At 69.2% G+C, this 17,582-nt stretch carries 18 protein-coding genes and 2 pseudogenes; 5 read left to right on the top strand and 15 right to left on the bottom strand.

Annotation, left to right across the window (positions count from 1 at the left end; translation table 11 throughout):
* Positions 1-20: 20 nt before the first annotated feature.
* The 12 genes and pseudogenes from BJ989_RS02685 to BJ989_RS02630 form a co-directional block, all read right to left on the bottom strand.
* Entirely contained in the window at positions 21-1,199 is a 1,179-nt protein-coding gene (locus BJ989_RS02685; protein WP_179516888.1) for an NAD(P)/FAD-dependent oxidoreductase, read from the bottom strand.
* The gene (locus BJ989_RS02680; protein ID WP_218848688.1) at positions 1,199-2,050 is read right to left on the bottom strand and encodes a UbiA family prenyltransferase; all 852 of its coding nucleotides are present in this window, start codon (positions 2,048-2,050) and stop codon (positions 1,199-1,201) included. Before BJ989_RS02680 ends, BJ989_RS02685 begins: the two co-directional genes overlap by 1 nt.
* Complete coding sequence (locus BJ989_RS02675; protein WP_179516887.1) at positions 2,047-3,120, bottom strand: NAD-dependent epimerase/dehydratase family protein; 1,074 nt, start codon at positions 3,118-3,120, stop codon at positions 2,047-2,049. Before BJ989_RS02675 ends, BJ989_RS02680 begins: the two co-directional genes overlap by 4 nt.
* A gap of 791 nt (positions 3,121-3,911) precedes the next feature.
* Positions 3,912-4,271: a hypothetical protein gene (locus tag BJ989_RS02670; protein WP_179516886.1), complete on the bottom strand. Its 360-nt coding sequence runs from the start codon at positions 4,269-4,271 to the stop codon at positions 3,912-3,914.
* Positions 4,272-4,350: 79 nt separating this feature from the next.
* On the bottom strand, positions 4,351-4,572 hold the full coding sequence (locus BJ989_RS02665) for a hypothetical protein (protein ID WP_179516885.1): 222 nt from the start codon (positions 4,570-4,572) through the stop codon (positions 4,351-4,353).
* 173 nt (positions 4,573-4,745) lie between these two features.
* Positions 4,746-4,949, bottom strand: a complete 204-nt coding sequence (locus BJ989_RS02660; RefSeq protein ID WP_179516884.1) for a hypothetical protein — start codon at positions 4,947-4,949, stop codon at positions 4,746-4,748.
* 244 nt (positions 4,950-5,193) lie between these two features.
* Entirely contained in the window at positions 5,194-6,291 is a 1,098-nt protein-coding gene (locus BJ989_RS02655) for a BtrH N-terminal domain-containing protein (protein ID WP_179516883.1), read from the bottom strand.
* Between the two features lie 133 nt (positions 6,292-6,424).
* Entirely contained in the window at positions 6,425-7,036 is a 612-nt protein-coding gene (locus tag BJ989_RS02650) for a TetR/AcrR family transcriptional regulator (protein ID WP_246283383.1), read from the bottom strand.
* 66 nt (positions 7,037-7,102) lie between these two features.
* Entirely contained in the window at positions 7,103-7,735 is a 633-nt protein-coding gene (locus tag BJ989_RS02645) for a lysophospholipid acyltransferase family protein (RefSeq protein WP_179516882.1), read from the bottom strand.
* Positions 7,736-7,929: 194 nt separating this feature from the next.
* Entirely contained in the window at positions 7,930-9,132 is a 1,203-nt protein-coding gene (locus tag BJ989_RS02640) for an NAD(P)/FAD-dependent oxidoreductase (protein ID WP_179516881.1), read from the bottom strand.
* Between the two features lie 5 nt (positions 9,133-9,137).
* A pseudogene (locus BJ989_RS02635) lies at positions 9,138-10,535 on the bottom strand (cytochrome P450); the annotation flags it as partial.
* Positions 10,536-10,551: 16 nt separating this feature from the next.
* Positions 10,552-10,872: a 2Fe-2S iron-sulfur cluster-binding protein gene (locus BJ989_RS02630; RefSeq protein ID WP_068121188.1), complete on the bottom strand. Its 321-nt coding sequence runs from the start codon at positions 10,870-10,872 to the stop codon at positions 10,552-10,554.
* 165 nt (positions 10,873-11,037) lie between these two features.
* Between BJ989_RS02630 and BJ989_RS02625 the strand changes: the two genes are divergently transcribed.
* Complete coding sequence (locus BJ989_RS02625; RefSeq protein ID WP_277500430.1) at positions 11,038-12,009, top strand: helix-turn-helix domain-containing protein; 972 nt, start codon at positions 11,038-11,040, stop codon at positions 12,007-12,009.
* A gap of 11 nt (positions 12,010-12,020) precedes the next feature.
* Here the strand turns inward: BJ989_RS02625 and BJ989_RS17410 are convergent, their stop codons facing one another.
* The 3 genes and pseudogenes from BJ989_RS17410 to BJ989_RS02615 all read right to left on the bottom strand — a co-directional run bounded on the left by BJ989_RS17410 (position 12,021) and on the right by BJ989_RS02615 (position 14,584).
* On the bottom strand, positions 12,021-12,416 hold the full coding sequence (locus tag BJ989_RS17410) for a hypothetical protein (RefSeq protein WP_246284552.1): 396 nt from the start codon (positions 12,414-12,416) through the stop codon (positions 12,021-12,023).
* A gap of 58 nt (positions 12,417-12,474) precedes the next feature.
* Positions 12,475-12,663, bottom strand: a pseudogene (locus tag BJ989_RS17405) (transglutaminase); the annotation flags it as partial.
* Positions 12,664-13,486: 823 nt separating this feature from the next.
* Positions 13,487-14,584 carry a BtrH N-terminal domain-containing protein gene (locus BJ989_RS02615; protein WP_068124011.1) on the bottom strand — a complete coding sequence of 366 codons (1,098 nt, stop codon included), beginning with the start codon at positions 14,582-14,584 and terminating at the stop codon, positions 13,487-13,489.
* Positions 14,585-14,684: 100 nt separating this feature from the next.
* Here BJ989_RS02615 and BJ989_RS02610 point away from each other — a divergent pair, with 100 nt between their 5' ends.
* The 4 genes from BJ989_RS02610 (at position 14,685) to BJ989_RS02595 (ending at position 17,298) form a co-directional block, all read left to right on the top strand.
* Positions 14,685-15,296 carry a TetR/AcrR family transcriptional regulator gene (locus BJ989_RS02610; RefSeq protein ID WP_179516878.1) on the top strand — a complete coding sequence of 204 codons (612 nt, stop codon included), beginning with the start codon at positions 14,685-14,687 and terminating at the stop codon, positions 15,294-15,296.
* 1 nt (position 15,297) lies between these two features.
* Positions 15,298-15,792 (top strand): PaaI family thioesterase, encoded by a 495-nt coding sequence (locus tag BJ989_RS02605; RefSeq protein WP_179519313.1) that lies wholly within the window; start codon positions 15,298-15,300, stop codon positions 15,790-15,792.
* A gap of 224 nt (positions 15,793-16,016) precedes the next feature.
* The gene (locus BJ989_RS02600) at positions 16,017-16,604 is read left to right on the top strand and encodes a TetR/AcrR family transcriptional regulator (RefSeq protein ID WP_068124016.1); all 588 of its coding nucleotides are present in this window, start codon (positions 16,017-16,019) and stop codon (positions 16,602-16,604) included.
* Between the two features lie 58 nt (positions 16,605-16,662).
* Positions 16,663-17,298: a hypothetical protein gene (locus tag BJ989_RS02595; RefSeq protein ID WP_179516877.1), complete on the top strand. Its 636-nt coding sequence runs from the start codon at positions 16,663-16,665 to the stop codon at positions 17,296-17,298.
* Positions 17,299-17,582: the final 284 nt, after the last annotated feature.

The raw sequence follows: 17,582 nt of genomic DNA, 5'->3' as shown, positions 1-17,582 counted from the left end.
AGGGGGCCGGTCGAAGGGGGTCAGGCACCGCGCGGCACCAGCGCGCCGGGCCGTAGCCCGCCGAGCACGCCGCCCACGAGGCCGCGGGCCAGCCCCCGGGCCAGGACGGGGGTGACGCGGCCGCGGGCGAGGCCGAGCTCGGCGAGGTCGTCCACCACCCGCTGGTCGCGGGCGCAGGCGCGCAGGCCGGCGTCGAGCACCGCGCCGCTGCGGGCGAGCGCCGCGGTGGCCGCCGTGTGGCGCAGGTGGCCGGCGAGGTGGCGCCGGACGGCCCGGTCGTGGCGCAGCCCCGCGCTCGCGGGATCGCCCGCCGCGATCGCGTCCGCGGCGGCGCGCCCGGCCGCCACCCCGGTCGCCGCGGCGTAGTAGAGGCCCTCCCCCGTGATGGGGTTGACGAGGTGGGCGGCGTCGCCGACCAGCAGCACCCGCCCGCGCGGCCCGCGCCACCGCGGCCCCGACAGCGGCAGGTGGGCCCCGCGCCAGTCGCCCGCCCCGTCGGTGGCGCCCGGCAGCAGCTCCTCGAGCCGCTCGAGCATGCCCGCGCGGCCGGGCGCGGGCGCAGCGCCGAGCACCTCGCCGTAGCCCACGTTGGCGAGGCCGTCGCCGCGGTCGAAGGACCAGGCGTACGCCGGCTGCGGCCCGGTGCCGAAGACGATCACCTGGGCGCCTCGCCGCCCGGCCGGTGTGGGTGCGTAGCCGCGCAGCGCCAGCCCCGTCGACCCGCGCCCGAGGCCGAGCCCGCGGCGCACCACCGACCCCGCGCCGTCGGCGCCGACCACGACCGCCGCGTCCAGCAGGCCGTCGACGACGACCCCCTCGGGCCCCGGGCGCACCTCGCGCACCCGGTGTCGGAGCAGCGTCGCCCCGGCACCCTGCGCCGCCTCGACCAGGCGGTCGTCGAGCACGCGCCGGGGCACGACGTACGACGGGCGGGCCGCGGGCCGGTCGACCGTGCGGTCGCCGCGGCTCACCCGCAGCCGCGGGACAGGGGCGACGTCGTCGAGCAACGCGGTGACCCCGACCTCGGCGAGCACGTCGAGCACGTGCGGGGCGAGGGCGTCGCCGCACGCCTTGTCACGGGGGAAGTCGGCGCGGTCGACCAGCGCCACGCGCAGGGTCGGGTCCTCGTGCAGCGCCCCGAGCGCCGTGGCGGCGCCGGCCGGGCCGGCGCCGACGACGAGCAGGTCCCAGGTCGGCATCAGGCGGCCACCAGCAGGGAAACGTCGAGCAGCGCGATCCCGACGGCCGCGGCGAACGGCGCGCGGCCGCGCCCCACCAGCGCCACGACGACGCACCCGGCGACCGCGACGAGCACGGCCGCGGCGGCGGGGTGCGGGGGGCCGGACGGGCCGAGGGCGGCGAGCAGCGAGGCCGCCCCGAGCAGCAGGGCGGCGGCCACCCGGGAGCCGCGGGCGCCCAGGCGGTGCGGCAGCCCCCGCACACCGGTGCGCAGGTCGAGCGCGAGGTCGGGCAGCGCGTCGAGCGCGTGCGCCCCGACGCCCACGCAGGCGCCGGCGAGCACGACCCACCACGGGGGCAGCGCGGCGTCGGTGGCGGCGAGGGCGGTGAAGACGGGCAGCGAGCCGAAGGCGACGGCGTAGGGCAGGGGCGAGAGGGCGGTGGCCTTCACGCCGAGGTCGTAGGCGAGCCCGGAGGCGACCCCGAGCCCGAGGTGCACCAGGCCCGAGCGCCACCCGGTGGCGAGCGAGAGCACGACGCAGGCGACGAGCGCGACGGCCGCGCAGGCGCGCACCAGCCCGACCGGCACGGTGCCGGCCGCCACCGGCTTGTCGGTGCGGCCCACGGCGCGGTCGCGCTCGACGTCGACGAGGTCGTTGACCCAGCCGATCACCAGCTGTCCGGCCAGGACCGCGCCGACCAGCGCCGCGCCCCGGGCGGGGGTGACCCCGGCCGACCAGGCGAGCAGCGCCACGACGGTGGTCACCGCGACCGCGGGTCCGGGGTGGGAGGCGGTGACGAGACCGGCGAGGACGGGCGGGCGCGTGCTCGGCGGCGCCAGGTGCCGCGGCGCCGCCGCTGCCGCGCTCACGGCAGGTGCCGCTGCCCCGCCGGGCCGCGACGCGCCGCGTCGGCCAGCGCGGAGAGCACGCTGCGCGGCCGCAGCACCGGCGTCGGGCCCGAGGCGCGGTCGCGCATCCCCTCCACGACCTCGCGCATCACCTCCGCCGCGTCGTGCGAGGGGGACCAGCGGAGCTCGGTGCGCGCCCGCGTGGTGTCGACGAGCGGCACGGCGAAGGCGAGGTCGAACCACCCGGTGTCGACCTGCTGCAGGTGCAGGTGCCACGAGGCGGAGACCAACGGGCGCATCAGCCCTGACGGCACGTGCACGTGCTTGGCGCCCAGCACCTCCGCGAAGAGGGCGGCGGTCAGGGGCGGGTCGGCCGCGACGTTGAAGGCGCCGCCGGCGCGCTGGTCGACCGCGCGGGCGACCAGGTCGGCGACGTCGTCGGCGTGCACGACCGGGATGGTGAAGCCGCGGTCCAGCGGCAGCACCGGCAGCAGGTCGAGGAGGGCACCGGGCACGACGGCAGGCAGGCCGTAGCGCATGAGGGCGCTGGCAGCCGCGCGTTGACCCACGATGCCGGGTCGCACCCGGGTGACGAGGGTCTCGTGGGCGGCCTCGTGCTCGTCGAGCAGGCGCTCCGCGGTCGCCTTGTGGCGGCTGTAGCGCGAGGTCGGGACACCGTGGGTCGGCCAGTCCTCGGTCACCGGGGCGTCGTCCTGCTTCGGGGAGTAGGCGCCCACCGACGACATGTGCACCAGGTGCGGCACCCCGGCGGCGGTGACGGCCTGCAGCACCCGGCGGGTGCCGCCGACGCCGAGCTCACGGAGGTACGCCAGGTCGTGGGAGGGCTGGAAACCCCAGGCGAGGTGGACCACCGCGTCGGCGCCCGCGAAGGCGGCCTCGAGGGTGGGCAGGGACGCGTCGTCGGTGAGGTCGACGGCGTGCCACGCGACCCGCGGCCAGCCCACCGGCTCCGGCGCGCCCGGCTCGGGCACCCGTCGCGCGAGGCCGACCAGCTCGTGGCCGTCGGAGGAGAGTCGTCGGAGGAGGGCGGTGCCGAGGTTGCCGGTCGCTCCGGTGATCGCGATGCGCACGGCGGGAGGTACCCGCGTCGGCCCGCTCCACCCCTGGGGGTGCGGAACGGCCGGGGCAGACCGCCTCGGCCACCGCTACCGGCAGGTACGTCGGACGTTCGGCGTCGGCGCGACCGTCGGGCCCGTCGTGCCGCGGCCTCGGCGAGCCCGCGGTGGCGGACGTCCGACGTACCGGCCGGTAGTCCTCGCAGGCCCGCACCACCCCGCCCGCACGACGAAGGCCCCGGCCGGGGATCCCGGGCCGAGGCCTGTCGCTCACGGTGCGCGAGGGGGGAGTTGAACCGGAGGACCACCACTCTCGATCACGCACGAACAGCCGTCCTGAGCGTGAAACCGAGATCCCGTTGCCTCCGGTTCGCTCCCGTTACCTCGGGGGCGTGCGCCCCAGGGGTGCACCAGCCAGCGTTCTTCAGTTACGTCAGCATCAAGTGCTCGATACCTACCCTATGCGCATGCGCCTCTTGCAGTTGGGGCATAGGACAAATGCGTCCGGCGCAACACCGTGCAAAAGTCCGGCTCGTCCACTTCCTTCGAGACGGTCGACCCACATGAGGGTATCTCCGCATGGACAAGCGCGGACACGGTTCGCGAGGCGGTGGTCGACGCGCTGAAGAGCTTGGCCTCTCGCCGTTCCTGTCCGGCCGTGCAGCAGCGGCCACGGCCACGCGCTGAGCAACGCAACCTGGTCGTCCATAGAGGACCAGTCTCCCGCTCGGCGAACCGGACGGAAAGCCCTGTTATCCACAGCCCGCCGTCGGCGGCGTCACGGGCGCCGGGGAGATCCGCGAGACTCATGCCTGCTGCATCTCTCGGGAGGAAGGCATCTGATGGACGGCGACGACCATCTTGGCGATCTGTCCCGGGTCGATACCCATCTCGGTGCAGGCGCCGTAGAAGGCGACGTAGTTGGCGATGAGCGGGTCATGACCTCGAAGTGGATCTCGAAGGCACGCTTGTGGAACTGGCGCGCCTTGCGGAGCGCCGAGCTCCGGAAGCTGCAGCGACCGCAGGTCGACCGACTGCAGGTGCGTCCACCAGGAGTCGACCTCCGCGCGGCGCTCGGCCCAGATGCCCTCGGAGTTCTTGAGGAAGCGCGGCAGGTTCTGCATCATCCGGCGCGCCCGTTCGCCGATCTCCCACTCGTCCGTCACGTCGACCGCGGCGGCGTAGGTGTGCGTCCCGACGATCCGCTGGTGATTCCGCGCCCGGGCGGCAGCGGCAGCGACTCCGCTACCAGCTGGGTCCCCAGGAGTAGCCGTCCTCGTTCCAGATCAGCCCCATCGGGGTCAGGCCCCGGGGCCAGTGGAAGTCGAGGAACCAGAACCGCTCCTCGTCGGACTTGTCGAAGGTCCGGAACGGCTCGACCGGCCAGCCTGCATGGTCCAGGGCCGGCTCGAAGCCGGGGTACCACTCATCCGCCACGAACTCGTCGACGGGGACAACGGTGGCCATGGGCGGCTCTCCTACGTCTCACGGACGCGGTGTGAGAAAGGTCGCATCGCACGCACCGTGACTCAAGCGCCGCGTTCGCGACAGGAGAACGTCCCCGAAAGCCGAACCCGGTTCATCCGGCTGGGTGGGCGGCCCGGTTCCACCAGCGGGTCGTGCCCGCGAGCAACCCGCGATCAGCGCGGCGCCGGAGCCAGCTGCCGCGTCAGGGTGTCGATGACGGTGTCGGCAGCCACCTGGCGGCCGGCTCGCGGCCCCAGCGTCTCCTCCAACCGCGCCGCGAGCGCGGCGAGGTCGGCTGGCCGCTCGAGGCCGCCGACCCAGGGCGGGGTGTCGGGGTGGACGAGCGCACCGGAGAGCACGGGGTCGACCGCGTCCACGAGGTCGCCGTATTCAGTTCGCCCCAGCCTACGTCTCGAGCCCGATCCTCTGGGTGACGAGACCTCAGATCTCGGGGAAGTCGAAAGGCGAGATGGCTCCAAGAGGCGTTCGTCAGCACGGCGGCGCAGCGATGGCAGAAACAACAGTCAAGGTCGATGGACCTGGGAATGCCTGGACTGCCCCAAGCACGGAGCCTCGGCGGTGGTGCTCGCGTGCTGCGTCCGCTGACTTGCCTACGATTGGTCACCCATCCCTGAGTTCGCCCGCCGCTTTGCGCATCTGAGAGATGGCATGGTCTTCATCGCTGGGGAGCGTCGCGGCGAGCTCATTCACCCGTCGCCAGCGGTCGAACGTCGCTCCGTCTCTACGGCCGGCCGCAGCCAGAGCCGACCACGTGTCCGCGCAGCGCAGGAGCGCGGTTCCGGCCTTGGCCATCTCAGCGGACCCCGTTAGCCGCGCCACGTCGGCACAGAACTGTGCCTGCAACCGGCGGAACAGGCCGCCGCCGGTCCCTGCCTTCTCCACAAAGGCGTGGAGTGAACGCAGTGCGACGTCCAGTTCCGGTTCGGGCATGAGTCCCGGCCACCGGTCGACATCTTCGGCGAAGACCGCGACCCCGCTGATCCCGGCAGCCGCCACGGCATCCGGTGGCAGCGCCGAGGTGTCCGGGATAATTGCGGTTACCGCCGCTTGCATGTTCTCGACCGAGGCGACGAGGGCCGAAGCTGCGGTCGGGCGGAGATCGGGGAGGGTCTGGGGCCAGTTCACGAAGTACGTGGTGTGCCTCGTGGGCACAGGGAAGGACCGTGACGCGCGCGCCCGCGCAAGAGCATCGTAGGGGACTTCCTGCACGTCGGCTCGGTCGTTGTCCACGACGAAAGCCGCCTCGGTGTCGTCGTCGTAACCGATCACGACGATGTCATGCCGACTCATCTGAAGGCGGACATTGAGGTAGGGCAGTTCAGCGATGTCCGCCCACATCAGCACGGGACGGCCTTGCTGAAGCTCGCGGCGGACCCAGCCCCAGCCGGTCACGGGGTCGTCGGTGCCACGGACGTCGACCTCGGCACCCAGCCTCGAAAGAAGGTCGACCTCGAGGTCACTGCTACGCCCGACGCTGTAGATGGGCGGGGTGAGACCGGGCATCCGCAGGTAGGTGAAACCCAGACCACCGCCCATTCCGAAGACCAGACCTTCGCTCGGTACCTCCTCCCAGCCGAGACCGGCCCACTCCAGGAGGTCTCTCAGCGCTCCGGAACCGCAATGACCGGCCTCACGGTGGGGATAGTCCAGCAGGATCCGCCGCGGCTCCGGTTGTCGGGGCAGGATCTCAGCTGACATGGCAACTCCTGAACCGGCTCGCAGCGCTCTGTGCGTACGCCGGTGGGTCGGGCGCGGTGGGTTCCGCGACTCTACATTTAGCTCAGGCACGCAGGGGCTCGCGGTCGACGGCGGTTGTGAGGGCTGGTGCAGGTCACGATTCGAGGGAGAGGAACCGTACGGCGACTTCGGAGATCTTGCTCGCCATCGCGGTCCGGTCCCACTTGGGCAGCGCCAGATGACTGACCGTCAGGCGCACCATGGTGTCGGCCGCGTCGACGACGTCGTCTGGGGGAAGGCTCGGGTAGCTCTCCGCCACCCATCCGGCCAGGGTGTCGGAGGCGAGGTCGAGAAGCCGCGCGGATGTCGTGAGCAGCGGGAGCATCCCCGTGGACGCCTGACTGCCCGCATCCAGGTCGCGGTTGGAGATGAGCACTGCCTTGAGCAGGGGGCTGCGTTCGGCCTCGTTCAAGGTGTAGTCGACGGCTGCTGCGATGCCGCGTTTCGCATCGCCGATGTGTGCCTCCAGCGCCTTCTGGATGCCCTCCAGGAAGCGCGAGGCCTCGCGGAGTACGACGGCTTCTCCAAGGCCGGCCTTGTCACCGAACTCCTTGTAGAGCACCGCCCGGGACACCCCGGCACGATCCGCGACCTCTCCCATACGCACCCGGTCCCAGCCGCGGTCGCCGATCAGGTCGTGGGCAGCCTCGAGGACAGCGGCGCGCATGTGCTCCCTGAACCGTTCGCGCATGGACGGTGCCCGCATGTCAGAGAGGTTAGCGATTCGTGTCTCGCGACCGACTCGCGTCCCTGACCTGGACACGCCCGCACGCTACCTAGCGTGCTCGTCGGCCAGTTGGTCGACCATGACGGCGAGGGTGTCCTGAAGCCTCTGCACCCCTACAGTCACTGCCGTCGCCCTCGGAAACTCTCGGAGGTCCTCGAGTGGCACCGGGTCCCCGACCAGCAGGGTGACCCGACGACGGCGGCGGCCCAGCACCACCCTCCCTTCGTAGGCTGGCACGATCGCCTGCACGCCCCATTGAGCAACGGGAATCAATGGAGCCGACGTCTCGAGTGCGATGCGGACAGCACCCGACCTGAGCGACATCAGACGTCCATCCGGTCGCTTCGTGATCGATCCTTCCGGATACACCACGACAAGAGCGCCACGCTCCACGGCTTCGACCGCGGCACGGATCCCAGACCGGCCGTCGGACCGATCGACCTCGACGTGGCCGGCCGACCGGAACCACCAGCCGACTGCTCTACGGTGAAACAGGCTCGCCTTGGCCATGAACCGGGGGGTCCGGCCCTGGGCGAGGATCATCTCCCCCAGGAACAGCGGGTCGGCCTGGGAGACATGGTTGGCCGCCAGCACCGCGCCTCCCGACCCGGGCAGGCGCTCGGTACCGCGCCAGTCCGCTCTCCTGCCCAGCAGCAGCAGCGGTTTACAGACGAGCAACGCCAGCCACCACGCAGGCCCGCGGGCGTCTCTGGGGACGCCTCTCGCGCCCGCGGACCGACCCGAGTCACGCAAGTCCGGAACGATACGCAGGACTCCCATCGCCGTCCAGACCGTCGACCTCCAAGCCATCCTTGCTCACCTCGGCGGGCAATGGCTCGATGGTGACCACGACCAGCGGTCACTGCGGCTTCTCACACCGCCACCTCCGCTGTCAGGGCGGCCATGTCGGCCGCAGTCCCCTGGGTGAGCATGCGTTTGGTGGTCATGAAGTCCCGGGGACGGTTGACACAGTCAGCAGCTATCGGCTCGCCCTTCCGGAGGTAGTAGCAGGTGAAGTCGCGGTCACGGGTCGGGTCACCGCTCATGACGATGTCGTCATAGGCGGTGTTGAGTCCCGCGATCTGGAGCTTGAGGTCATACTGGTCCGACCAGAACCACGGGAGCGCCGCCACCTCCTTGTCATTTCCACAGATAGTCGCCGCTGCCACCTTGGCCTGCTCCACTGCACTCGGGACCGACTCCAGCCTGATTCGTCGGCCGTAGCGGGGGATGTCCTGCGACGTACAGTCCCCGGCCGCCACGATGTCAGGGTCACTGGTGCGGGCGTGGGCGTCGATGAGGATCCCGTCGTCCACGACCAGGCCGGCTGCCTCGGCGAGTTCGGTGGTCGGCTCGATCCCGATCCCGACGATCACAAAGTCCGCTTGGACCGACTCGCCACTGGCCAGCACCACCTCTCGCACGCGGGTGTCGCCGACCAGGGCCTCGACCGAGGCGTTCGTCCTCACGTCGACGCCCTCTTCTTGGTGGATCCGTGTGAAGAAGGCCGACACCTCAGGGGCAGTGACCCGCTCGAGGACCCGGTCTGCGGCCTCGAGGACCGTGACGTGGAGGCCCGACGAGCGCAGCGAGGCAGCGGTCTCCAGCCCTATATACCCACCACCCACTATGACGGCGTTGCGTCCGGGGATCGCGTCCTCGCGAATCCGCTCCACGTCCGACGACCGACGCAGGTAGTGCACCCCGTCGAGGTCGGCACCCTCGGCACGGAGACGTCGGGGGTGCGCTCCCGTGCAAAGAGCAAGAGCGTCATAGGACAGGCGGTCCCCGGTGCCGAGCACGAGCTCGCCCGCCGACCGGTCGATCGACTGCACGCTGGCAGTCAGGGGCTCGACGTCCTGCTTGACGTAGAAGTCCTCAGACCGGATGGCCAGCTCCTTCAGCGAGCACTTCCCGGCCAGATATCCCTTCGACAGCGGAGGTCTTTGGTACGGCAGCGCCGACTCGTCACCGACCAGCACGATGTCACCCGACCAACCCTCCTGGCGGAGGCTGGTGACCAGCTGTACCCCGGCATGGCTGGCGCCGACCACCACCGCGCGTTCCGTGCTCATCCGGCGCCCTTGGGGGTGAGCTCGACCATCAGCTTGCTGATGCCGCGAACGAAGTTGGACTGCACGTACTGCGGCTCCCCGACCACATCGATCCTCTCGAAGCGCGGGAGCAGCTCCTCCCAGAGGATCCGCAGCTGCAGCTCGGCCAGCCGGTTGCCCATGCACCGATGCACGCCGAAGCCGAAAGCAATGTGGTTGCGGGCGTTGGGCCGGTCGATGATCAGCTCGTCCGGTCGCTCGAACACCGTCTCGTCGCGGTTGCCGGACGCGTACCACATGACCACCTTGTCGCCCTTGCGGATGAACTGGCCGTTCAGCATGGTGTCGGTCTTGGCGATCCGCCGCATGTAGGCAAGGGGGGTTTGCCAGCGGATGATCTCAGAGACCATGTTCGGGATCAGGTCCGGGTTGGCCTTGAGCTTCTCGAACTGGTCGGGGTACTGGTTCAGCGCGAGAACTCCGCCGCTCATCGAGTTGCGTGTGGTGTCGTTGCCGCCCACGATCAGCAAAACGAAGTTGCCGATGAACTCCATCGGACGCTTGATCAGGTCCTTGGTGCTCTCATCGCTCTGCAGCATCGTGACCAGGTCGAACCCGGGCTCTTCGCCGGCCGCGAGCCGGGCGGCCTTGTCGTGCCAGAGTTCCGTGAGTCCTCGCGCCATCTCGAGCATGCCGCGGAACAGCTCGTCGTTGTCGGTAGTGGCCGGGCCGCCGTTGGTCTGCTCCATCGAGGTTGCCAGGTCCGACCACTCGACGAGCTTGTGCCGCTCCTCGAAGGGGAAGTCCAACAGCGTGGCCAGCATGCGGGCGGTCAGCTCGATCGACACCGTGCTCACCCAGTCGAACGGTTCGTTGACGGGCAGGTTGTCCAGGACGTCCCTGACGCGCTCGCGAATGAGGTCCTCCATCTCATGGAGGTTCTTCGGCGCAACGACACCTTGTACGGCGCGCCGCTGTATGTCGTGCTTGGGCGGGTCCATGGCGATGAACATCGCGACGTCCATGAACCGCGGGGGTGTTCCGATGACGATGAGAGGCTCGGCGGAGAAGACCTCGTGGTTCTTGTCCACCGCCATGATGTCGGCGTGACGCGTCACCGACCAGAACGGGCCGAAGGGACTGTGGGGCTGGTAGTGGACCGGAGCCTCGTTGCGCAGACGCTCGAAGTAGGACGCCCACCGCCCCTGTCGGTAGAGGAACGGGTTGCTGAGGTCGATCTCGGCGAGGGGGACCTCTTCGACCGGCGGGATCGGGGCCTCGACGAACATCGGCCCGTTCGCGCCGGTGAGCCACCGCCGGCCCTTGTCGTAGAGGCGCGCGCCCTGGATCTGTCGCTCCAGGGGGATGGCGGACTCGACCTTCGTCTTCACTGTTTCTGGGATCTTGACTTCTGGGAACTTCATCTGGCTTGACCTCCTGCTACATCTGGAACTCGGGCAACTGCACGGTCAAGCCATCCCACGATTCGCAGACTTTGACTTGGCACGACAGGCGAGACGTCGGCTGTCGCTCGGGGTTCATCGAGAGCATCTCCTCCTCCTCGGGACCGGACCGGCCGACCTTGTCGGCCCAGGCGGGATCAACGATCACGTGACAGGTGCCGCATGCGGCCTCGCCGCCGCAGTCGGCATCGATGCCCGGGATGGCGTTGTTCGTCGCCACCTGCATCAGCGAACTGCCCTCCTCGAGCGGGGCCTCGTGCTGCTCCCCGTCGTGTGACATGAAGGTGACCACTGCCATCGACAATTCTCCTGACTTTGCCTACTGGATGGACGTTCTGGCGATGATTGTTGTCGGCGGTCCGCTGGCAAAGCCATGTCGTATCGTGTCAGTATGTTGTGAATTCGGATCACGTGAGGGTTGCCTGTGTGGACAGACGAGCCAGGCGTCCCGTCGCTGGCCTTCGTGCAGCTGCTGAGCAGTCCGGCGATCGACGAGGACGCCGTCGAGCGTTTTCGCGTCGTCATGGCGCGCGAGGGAACCGGTGAGCTGACTCTCATCCAGACCCAGGGCGAGGCACCGCTGCGGTGGTTCCGCGAGGTCTATCCCGACCTCGACGGCGAGCAGGCCACCCGGCTCGGGATCGCCTGCGCAGAACACGCACAGCTCACGTCCTTCGGACCGTTGAGTGTCCCGTTGGTCAGCGCGTGCACCGTCGCAGAGGTCGTGGAGCTGCTGACCTACCTGCCCTTGATCACCAAAGCGGTCACCACGCAGTTCCATCCGCGGCAGGACGACCTGACGATCAGGCTGTTGGGGAACGCAGGCGACCCCGATCTCGACTGTCTGGTCGTCACTTACTGCGGACTGGCACTCATGCGGTTGATCGACCTGCTGGTCGGCGAGCCGTCGGAGGCGACCATGCACAGCCACTGGCCGGAGCCGAGCGGGCTACCCCGAGAGGCCGAGAGCCGGTCCCGACTCGAGTTCGACGCCCCCTTCTCCTACCTGCACATGCCCGCGAGGACGCTTCGTGCTGCCTGCCGCTTCCCCGACCCGATCACCTACGGACTCGCCGTCACCGAGCTCCAGCAGGCGCTCGCGCGCCGAGCCGGCACCCCGGAGTTCGCCCGCAGGGTCCGGGCGTTGCTCGACGACGGGCCCGGGGCGAGGACGATCCAGTCCGTCGCAAACGAGTTCTCGATGTCCTCGAGCACCCTGAAGCGCCGCCTCGCCGCTGAGGGGACCAGTTTCCGGGAGCTGCTGCAGCAGTCGATGGTCGACCGCGCCAGGAAGCGGCTTCTCGACCCCTCCACGTCGGTCAGCGAGGTCGCCAACGAGCTCGGCTACAGCGATCTCACCAACTTCTCGCACGCCTTCAAGAGATGGACCGGCAGCTCACCGAGCCACTTCCGAGGTGAGCACGAGCACCGATGAGGCGAGAGTGCTCAGTCCGAGCTCACCGACGGGTTCACGGCTGCATGCTCGGTGGCCTCCCCGGTGTCGGCAGGAGCAGCGAAGGTGTCGTCCGCAACCCCTAAGCCGGGGGTCATGCGGCCGTAGGCCTGGTCGAGGGCCGTCAGGGTCCGGTCCAGCGAGAGGTCGTCGAAGCTGTCGAAGTCCATCGGGGCACGTCGAAGCTCTCGCACAGCTCGCCATTGAAGGCCGGCGTCGCCTTCAACCATCGGTCGTCGAGGTGGACGCTGCAGTACCCCGTGGTACACGAACAGGTCCGCGCCACCCATGAGGGCCCGCAAGTTGTCGGTCCGCAGGTGGTTGAGGAAGTCGGCGAAGCCCACCCGGGCAGGGATGCCCACGGCCCGCAGCGCTGCGGTCAGCAGCACCGGCCTTGGGAACGCTGTAGGCGCGGCCTGCCTCGAGCACGTAGCTGGCCCGGTAGTGCTCAGGGTCTCGGGGCACCGAATGGGGGTCGTACCAGACTCTGTCCCGGACCGCTGCGAAGAGCAGGCTCGCCCGCTCACGCGGCGTCGATGCGCCGGCGACCACCTGCTGCGTGAAGTCGCGCACCGCAGCGCTGTCGTGATCGAGGAAGAAGGCCGACTCAAGGTGCGGTCCCGCCGTCGGCGTCATCGCCACCGCCAGGTGGTCGTCGGCCTTCCCGACCTCGACGACCATGCGTCGGCCTCCTCTTCCCAACGCGGCTGCGCACAGTGCGCGCCGTCCACACGCTGGAGCGGTCCTCATCGGACGCTCAAGTAGCTGTCGTCGTCGAAGCCGAGCCCGACGCTGTCAGCGAGATTGCGCGGGTCAACCACACCTGGTGTGCGATCCGGGCGACGACCTCGTCGTGCGACTCGTCGTGGTAGTCGAGCCAACAGATGGTCCCAGCATCGACCGGGTGCCCATCAGCCCCGCCATGACGCCGTCCCGGAAGGTCGACCTCGGGGTTGCGCAGGTACGCCCGACGCGGCGGCCACCAACTCCCCCGGAACCGCGTGCGCCCCAAGCCTGGCCCGACGCATCTCCCTGTTCTGCTGGCGCACTGCCATGAAGCGATCGAGGGTCGGATGCTCGGCCGCCCAACCGAGTGCAGCCCCGATGGCACCCGGATGATGGCAGGGCCGGTGCCACTGACCTGCATCGCGGGCCGAAGGGTGGTCGATGACCTGGTCCGCCGCGCACCGCAGCACCTCGCCGACGAGATCTTCCTTGCTGCGAAGTGGCGGTAGACGTGGGGCCGCGCATGCCTGCGCGTTCGGCGATCTGAGCGGTGCCGACCCCGGCGCCGTGATCCTCGATCGCGTCAGCCGCCGCCACTAGCTGTTCGCGCCGCGGACCTCGATGGGAGACGAGTCGAGATGACTCGGCGATCGGCTTGGAATGCTTAAGCTGTGGAGCGGGGATCGTCGGCGGTGGTGTTCGCGTATTGCGTTCGCCGACCGGCCACGATCGGTCACCCACCCCGGAGTTCGCCCGCAGCAGTGCGCATCTGGGAGATGGCATGGTGCTCGTCGCTGGTGAGAGTCGCGGCGAGTTCATTGACGTGTCGCCAGCGAGCGAGCGTCGATCCGTCGCTACGGCCGGCGGCAGCTAGAGCCGACCATGTGGCCGCGCAGCGCAGGAGCGCAGTTTCAGCCTTCGCCATCTCAGCGGACCGCGTTCGCCGCGCCACGTCGGCACAGAACTGCGCCTGCAACCGGCGGAACAGGCCGCCGCCGGTCCCTGCCTTCTCCACGAAGGCGTGGAGAGAGCGCAGCGCGACGTCCAACTCAGGTTCGGGCATGAGTTCCGGCCACCGGCCGACATCTTCCGCGAAGACCCCGATTCCATCGATCCCGGCACCAGCAACGGCATCCGGCGGCAGCACCGAGGTGTCCGGGATGATCGCGGTCGCCGCCGCTTGCATGTTCTCGACGGAGGCGACGAGGGCCGAAGCCGCGGTCGGGCGGAGATCCGGCAGGACCTGGGGCCAGTTCACGAAGTAGGTCGTGTGCCTGGTGGGCACGGGGAAGGATCGTGACGCGCGCGCCCGCGCAAGCGCATCGTAGGGGACCTCCTGCACCTCGGCTCGGTCGTTGTCAACCACGAAAGCGGTCTGGGTCTCGTCGTCGTAACCGATCACGACGATGTCGTGCCGACTCATCTGGAGGCGGACATTCAGGTAGGGCAACTCAGCGATGTCTGCCCACATCAGCACGGGACGACCTTGTCGTAGTTCCCCACGGACCCAACCCCAACCGGTGGCGGGGTCGTCGGTGTGCCGGACGTCGACCTCTGCACCCAGCCTGGCAAGAAGATCCACCTCAAGGTCACTGCTACGCCCGACGACGTAGATGGGCGGGGTGAGACCAGGCACCCGCAGATAGGTGAAGCCGAGCCCACCGCCCATTCCGAAGACCAGACCTTCGCTCGGCACCTCCTCCCAGCCCAGGCCGGCCCACTCCAAGAGGTCTCTCAGCGCTCCGGACCCGCAATGACCTGCCTGACGGTGGGGATAGTCCAGCAGCACTCGACGCGGCTCCGGCCGAAGCGCAGCGACCTCAACTGACATGGGAACTCCTGGAGTAGTCGGAGCACTCTGCGCGAGCGTGTGCCCGTCAAACGGTGGGCGCGAATCTACATGCATTCATGCACGCATGTAGACTCAGGCTGTGCCGCTGAAGCTAGGACGACAAGAAGACCGCTCGGCTGCTACCCGTCGGGCATTGCTGGACGCGACGGTCACATGCCTTGCCGAGCTCGGCTATACGGGGACAACCAGCGCCGCGGTCGCGGCTCGAGCGGGCCTTTCTCGCGGCGCGCAGCTGCACCACTTCGGGACACGCGACCAGTTGGTCGTGGCGGCGGTTGAGCACTTGGCGCAGCAGCGCCTGCGCCGCGTCCGAGAGCAGATGGCCCAGCTCGAGCTCCGTGACGCCGAGGACGGGGGGGCGACCGACCACAGGAGGCGAGGGACGGCGCTCCGCCTGCTATCAGATGCGCTGTCGGGGCCCTTGTATGCGGCGAGCCTCGAACTGTGGGTGGCCGCCCGCGCTCACGAAGAGCTGCGGGCAGAGTTGGTCCCCACCGAAGACCGCGTGAACGCGGAGCTCGCCGAGATGTGCCGCACCTACGTCACACAGGACCCCATCGAAATCCGACTCACCCTGGATCTCCTTCTCGGTCGAGGGGTTAGCGGTCTGCTCGCTCCTCATTCCCATGAACGGCAGAGCGAAGTCTTGGCTGCCTGGGCGCAGCGCCTCCAGGGCGGTCCTCGTGGCTGACATGCAAGCGCTGCTGGCCATGTGGGCGGAGAAGTTCACCGTCTACCCGGACGGGGCTGAACTCCCGACTCACCACGACCACTGCCTGGGGTGCGGCCCGAACAATCCCCATGGGCACCACCTCCGGGCCCTGCGGCACGGGGATGGTGTGCAGGCTTGGCACACGTTCGACAATCGTCACGTAGGCGCACCGGGCATTGTCCATGGCGGCGCAGTCGCCACCGTTGTCGATGACCTTTACGGTTGCCTGCTTTTCCTCGAAGGAGGCCCTGCCGTCACCCGCCAACTGACGATCGAGTATTTGGCACCGGTACTCATCGGAGCGGAGTACCGACTCCAGGCCGATGTCGTCCGGCGCGAAGGGCGCAAGCTGTTCGTCGCTGCCCGTGCAACCGAGCCAGCCGGTCGCGCGGTCATCACTTCTACGGCCGTGTTCGTGAAAGTGTCTGTCGAGCACTTCGCTCAGGGCAGTCCACCTGGCGTGCCTGCGGATTGACCGCGCCCGTCCTTGCAGGGCCGCCTCGGGCCATCGCTCGCGGCCTGCGGCCTGCGCCTCCAATCCGGGCATCCGCTGACGCTCACACCCGGGATCGGGACCACTCGAGCGGCTCGCCAATCCGGCCCCGACCCCGGGCCGTCGGCTGACGCGGTCAGTTGTGCAGATGGACGCCATGTTTGTACTCTCGGTACAAGCCCAGCACAGCGAAGGGATCCACGTCGGTGCGTACTGTCCCGGCTCACACGGCGGTCAAACTCAGCGTCGCAGCGGAGCTGTTCGCCGATCACGGTGTCGAGCAGACCAAGATCGAGGACATCGCTGCTGCCACTGGGATTCCCAAGGCGACGTTGTACTACTACTTCGCCGGCAAGGAGGAGATCCTTGCCTTTCTGTTCCGCGACACCTTGAACCGCGTTGCGGATGAGGTGGCCATCGCCGTCGAGTCGGAAGGGTCGGCAGCGGCCCGGCTCGCCGAGGTGATTCGAGCGCAGTTGCGGGTGATGGCGGAGCAGCCGGCGATCTGCCGGGCTTTGGTGGGTGAGCTAGGACGTGCGGGCCGTATCCCTGAGATCGCAGCGATGATTCATGCGGCCTACTACCAGCCCGTACAGTCGCTGATCGAGGACGGCGTGACTGAGGGCTCGCTGCGGCAGGTGCCCGATCCGGAGTCGGGTGCCATGGCGGTCTTCGGTGCGGTCACCATCAGCGCCCTGTCCTACCTTGTCACCGACCAGGCCCTGGACCAGGAGCGCATCGCGAGCGCCGTGACGACCCTGGTCCTCGACGGCCTGCGGCTGCGTCAGCGCTGACCCCGACCGCGCGGCCGCAAGCGACGGTGCCGGTCCCGACAGACGAGGATCTTACGACGTGCTCAACCAAGCCCTGCCGATCTGGGCAGTCCGCGTACTGGCCGCTGTCCTCGCACTGGCACTGTTCGTCCTCACCGTTGCGGTCGCCCTGCTGCTGCCGCACATCCCCCGGCTGGTGCGGGCGGCCTCCGACATGCCGGCGGCCCTAGAAGTGGTTGACCGAGCGCCGGACACCCTGGACCAGGTAGAGAGGATCGACCGCAATGTCGAGAGCCTCACTCCCCCTGTGGCCACCGCGACCGAGGACCTCTCCGCGGTCGCGCCGCACATCGAAACCCTCGCCGGCCAGATCAACCAACTCTTGGATGACCTGGCGGCCCTGCAGCGGACCTCCAAGCCGCTCGGCGAGGCCGCCCCCAAGATCGCGGCCCTCTCCGGGCAGCTCGAGGGCCTCCAGACCTCGCTACGTCGGCTCGATCGCGACCTCGTCGAGCCACTGACGGAGGTGAGGAGGCCGATGCGGAGGCTCGCAGACACCGCGGGGCCACTCCCCGAGAGCCTGGAACGTCTCAACCGGAGCACCGCCGTGCTCGAGCAGCTACCCGGGTACTTCGACCGACTGCAGCGAATCCTCATACGTGTCGCGCGGCATGTGCGAAATCTCGATGAGAAGACAGGCCCGAACCTCTGGTGATCCGGGTGGCCGAGCGCTACCCACTCGTGACGGACTTACGTGCATGCACGACGGCATGTAGCGTGCTGCCATCCGGACGCTTCTCTCTTCCCGTTCGCGTCCGTTGGGGGTGACCCAATGAACCGCGGGCCTGTCTGGCAGCCAATGGCGGACCTGCTCTCCGACGTGGTGTGGCATGCGGCGTGGTGGCTCTATGGCGGAATGGTGGCCTTCGGGAGTTGCTGGTGGTTCGGATGTGGCGGCTACCGCGAGTGGCAGCAATGGGAGCGTGACTGGCTTGAGCG

It is taken from the genome of Nocardioides perillae (assembly GCF_013409425.1).
In the GTDB taxonomy this organism is placed as follows: domain Bacteria; phylum Actinomycetota; class Actinomycetes; order Propionibacteriales; family Nocardioidaceae; genus Nocardioides; species Nocardioides perillae.
The sequence above is the reverse complement of the archived record's forward strand: the minus strand, read 5'-3'. Positions and strand labels throughout refer to the sequence as shown.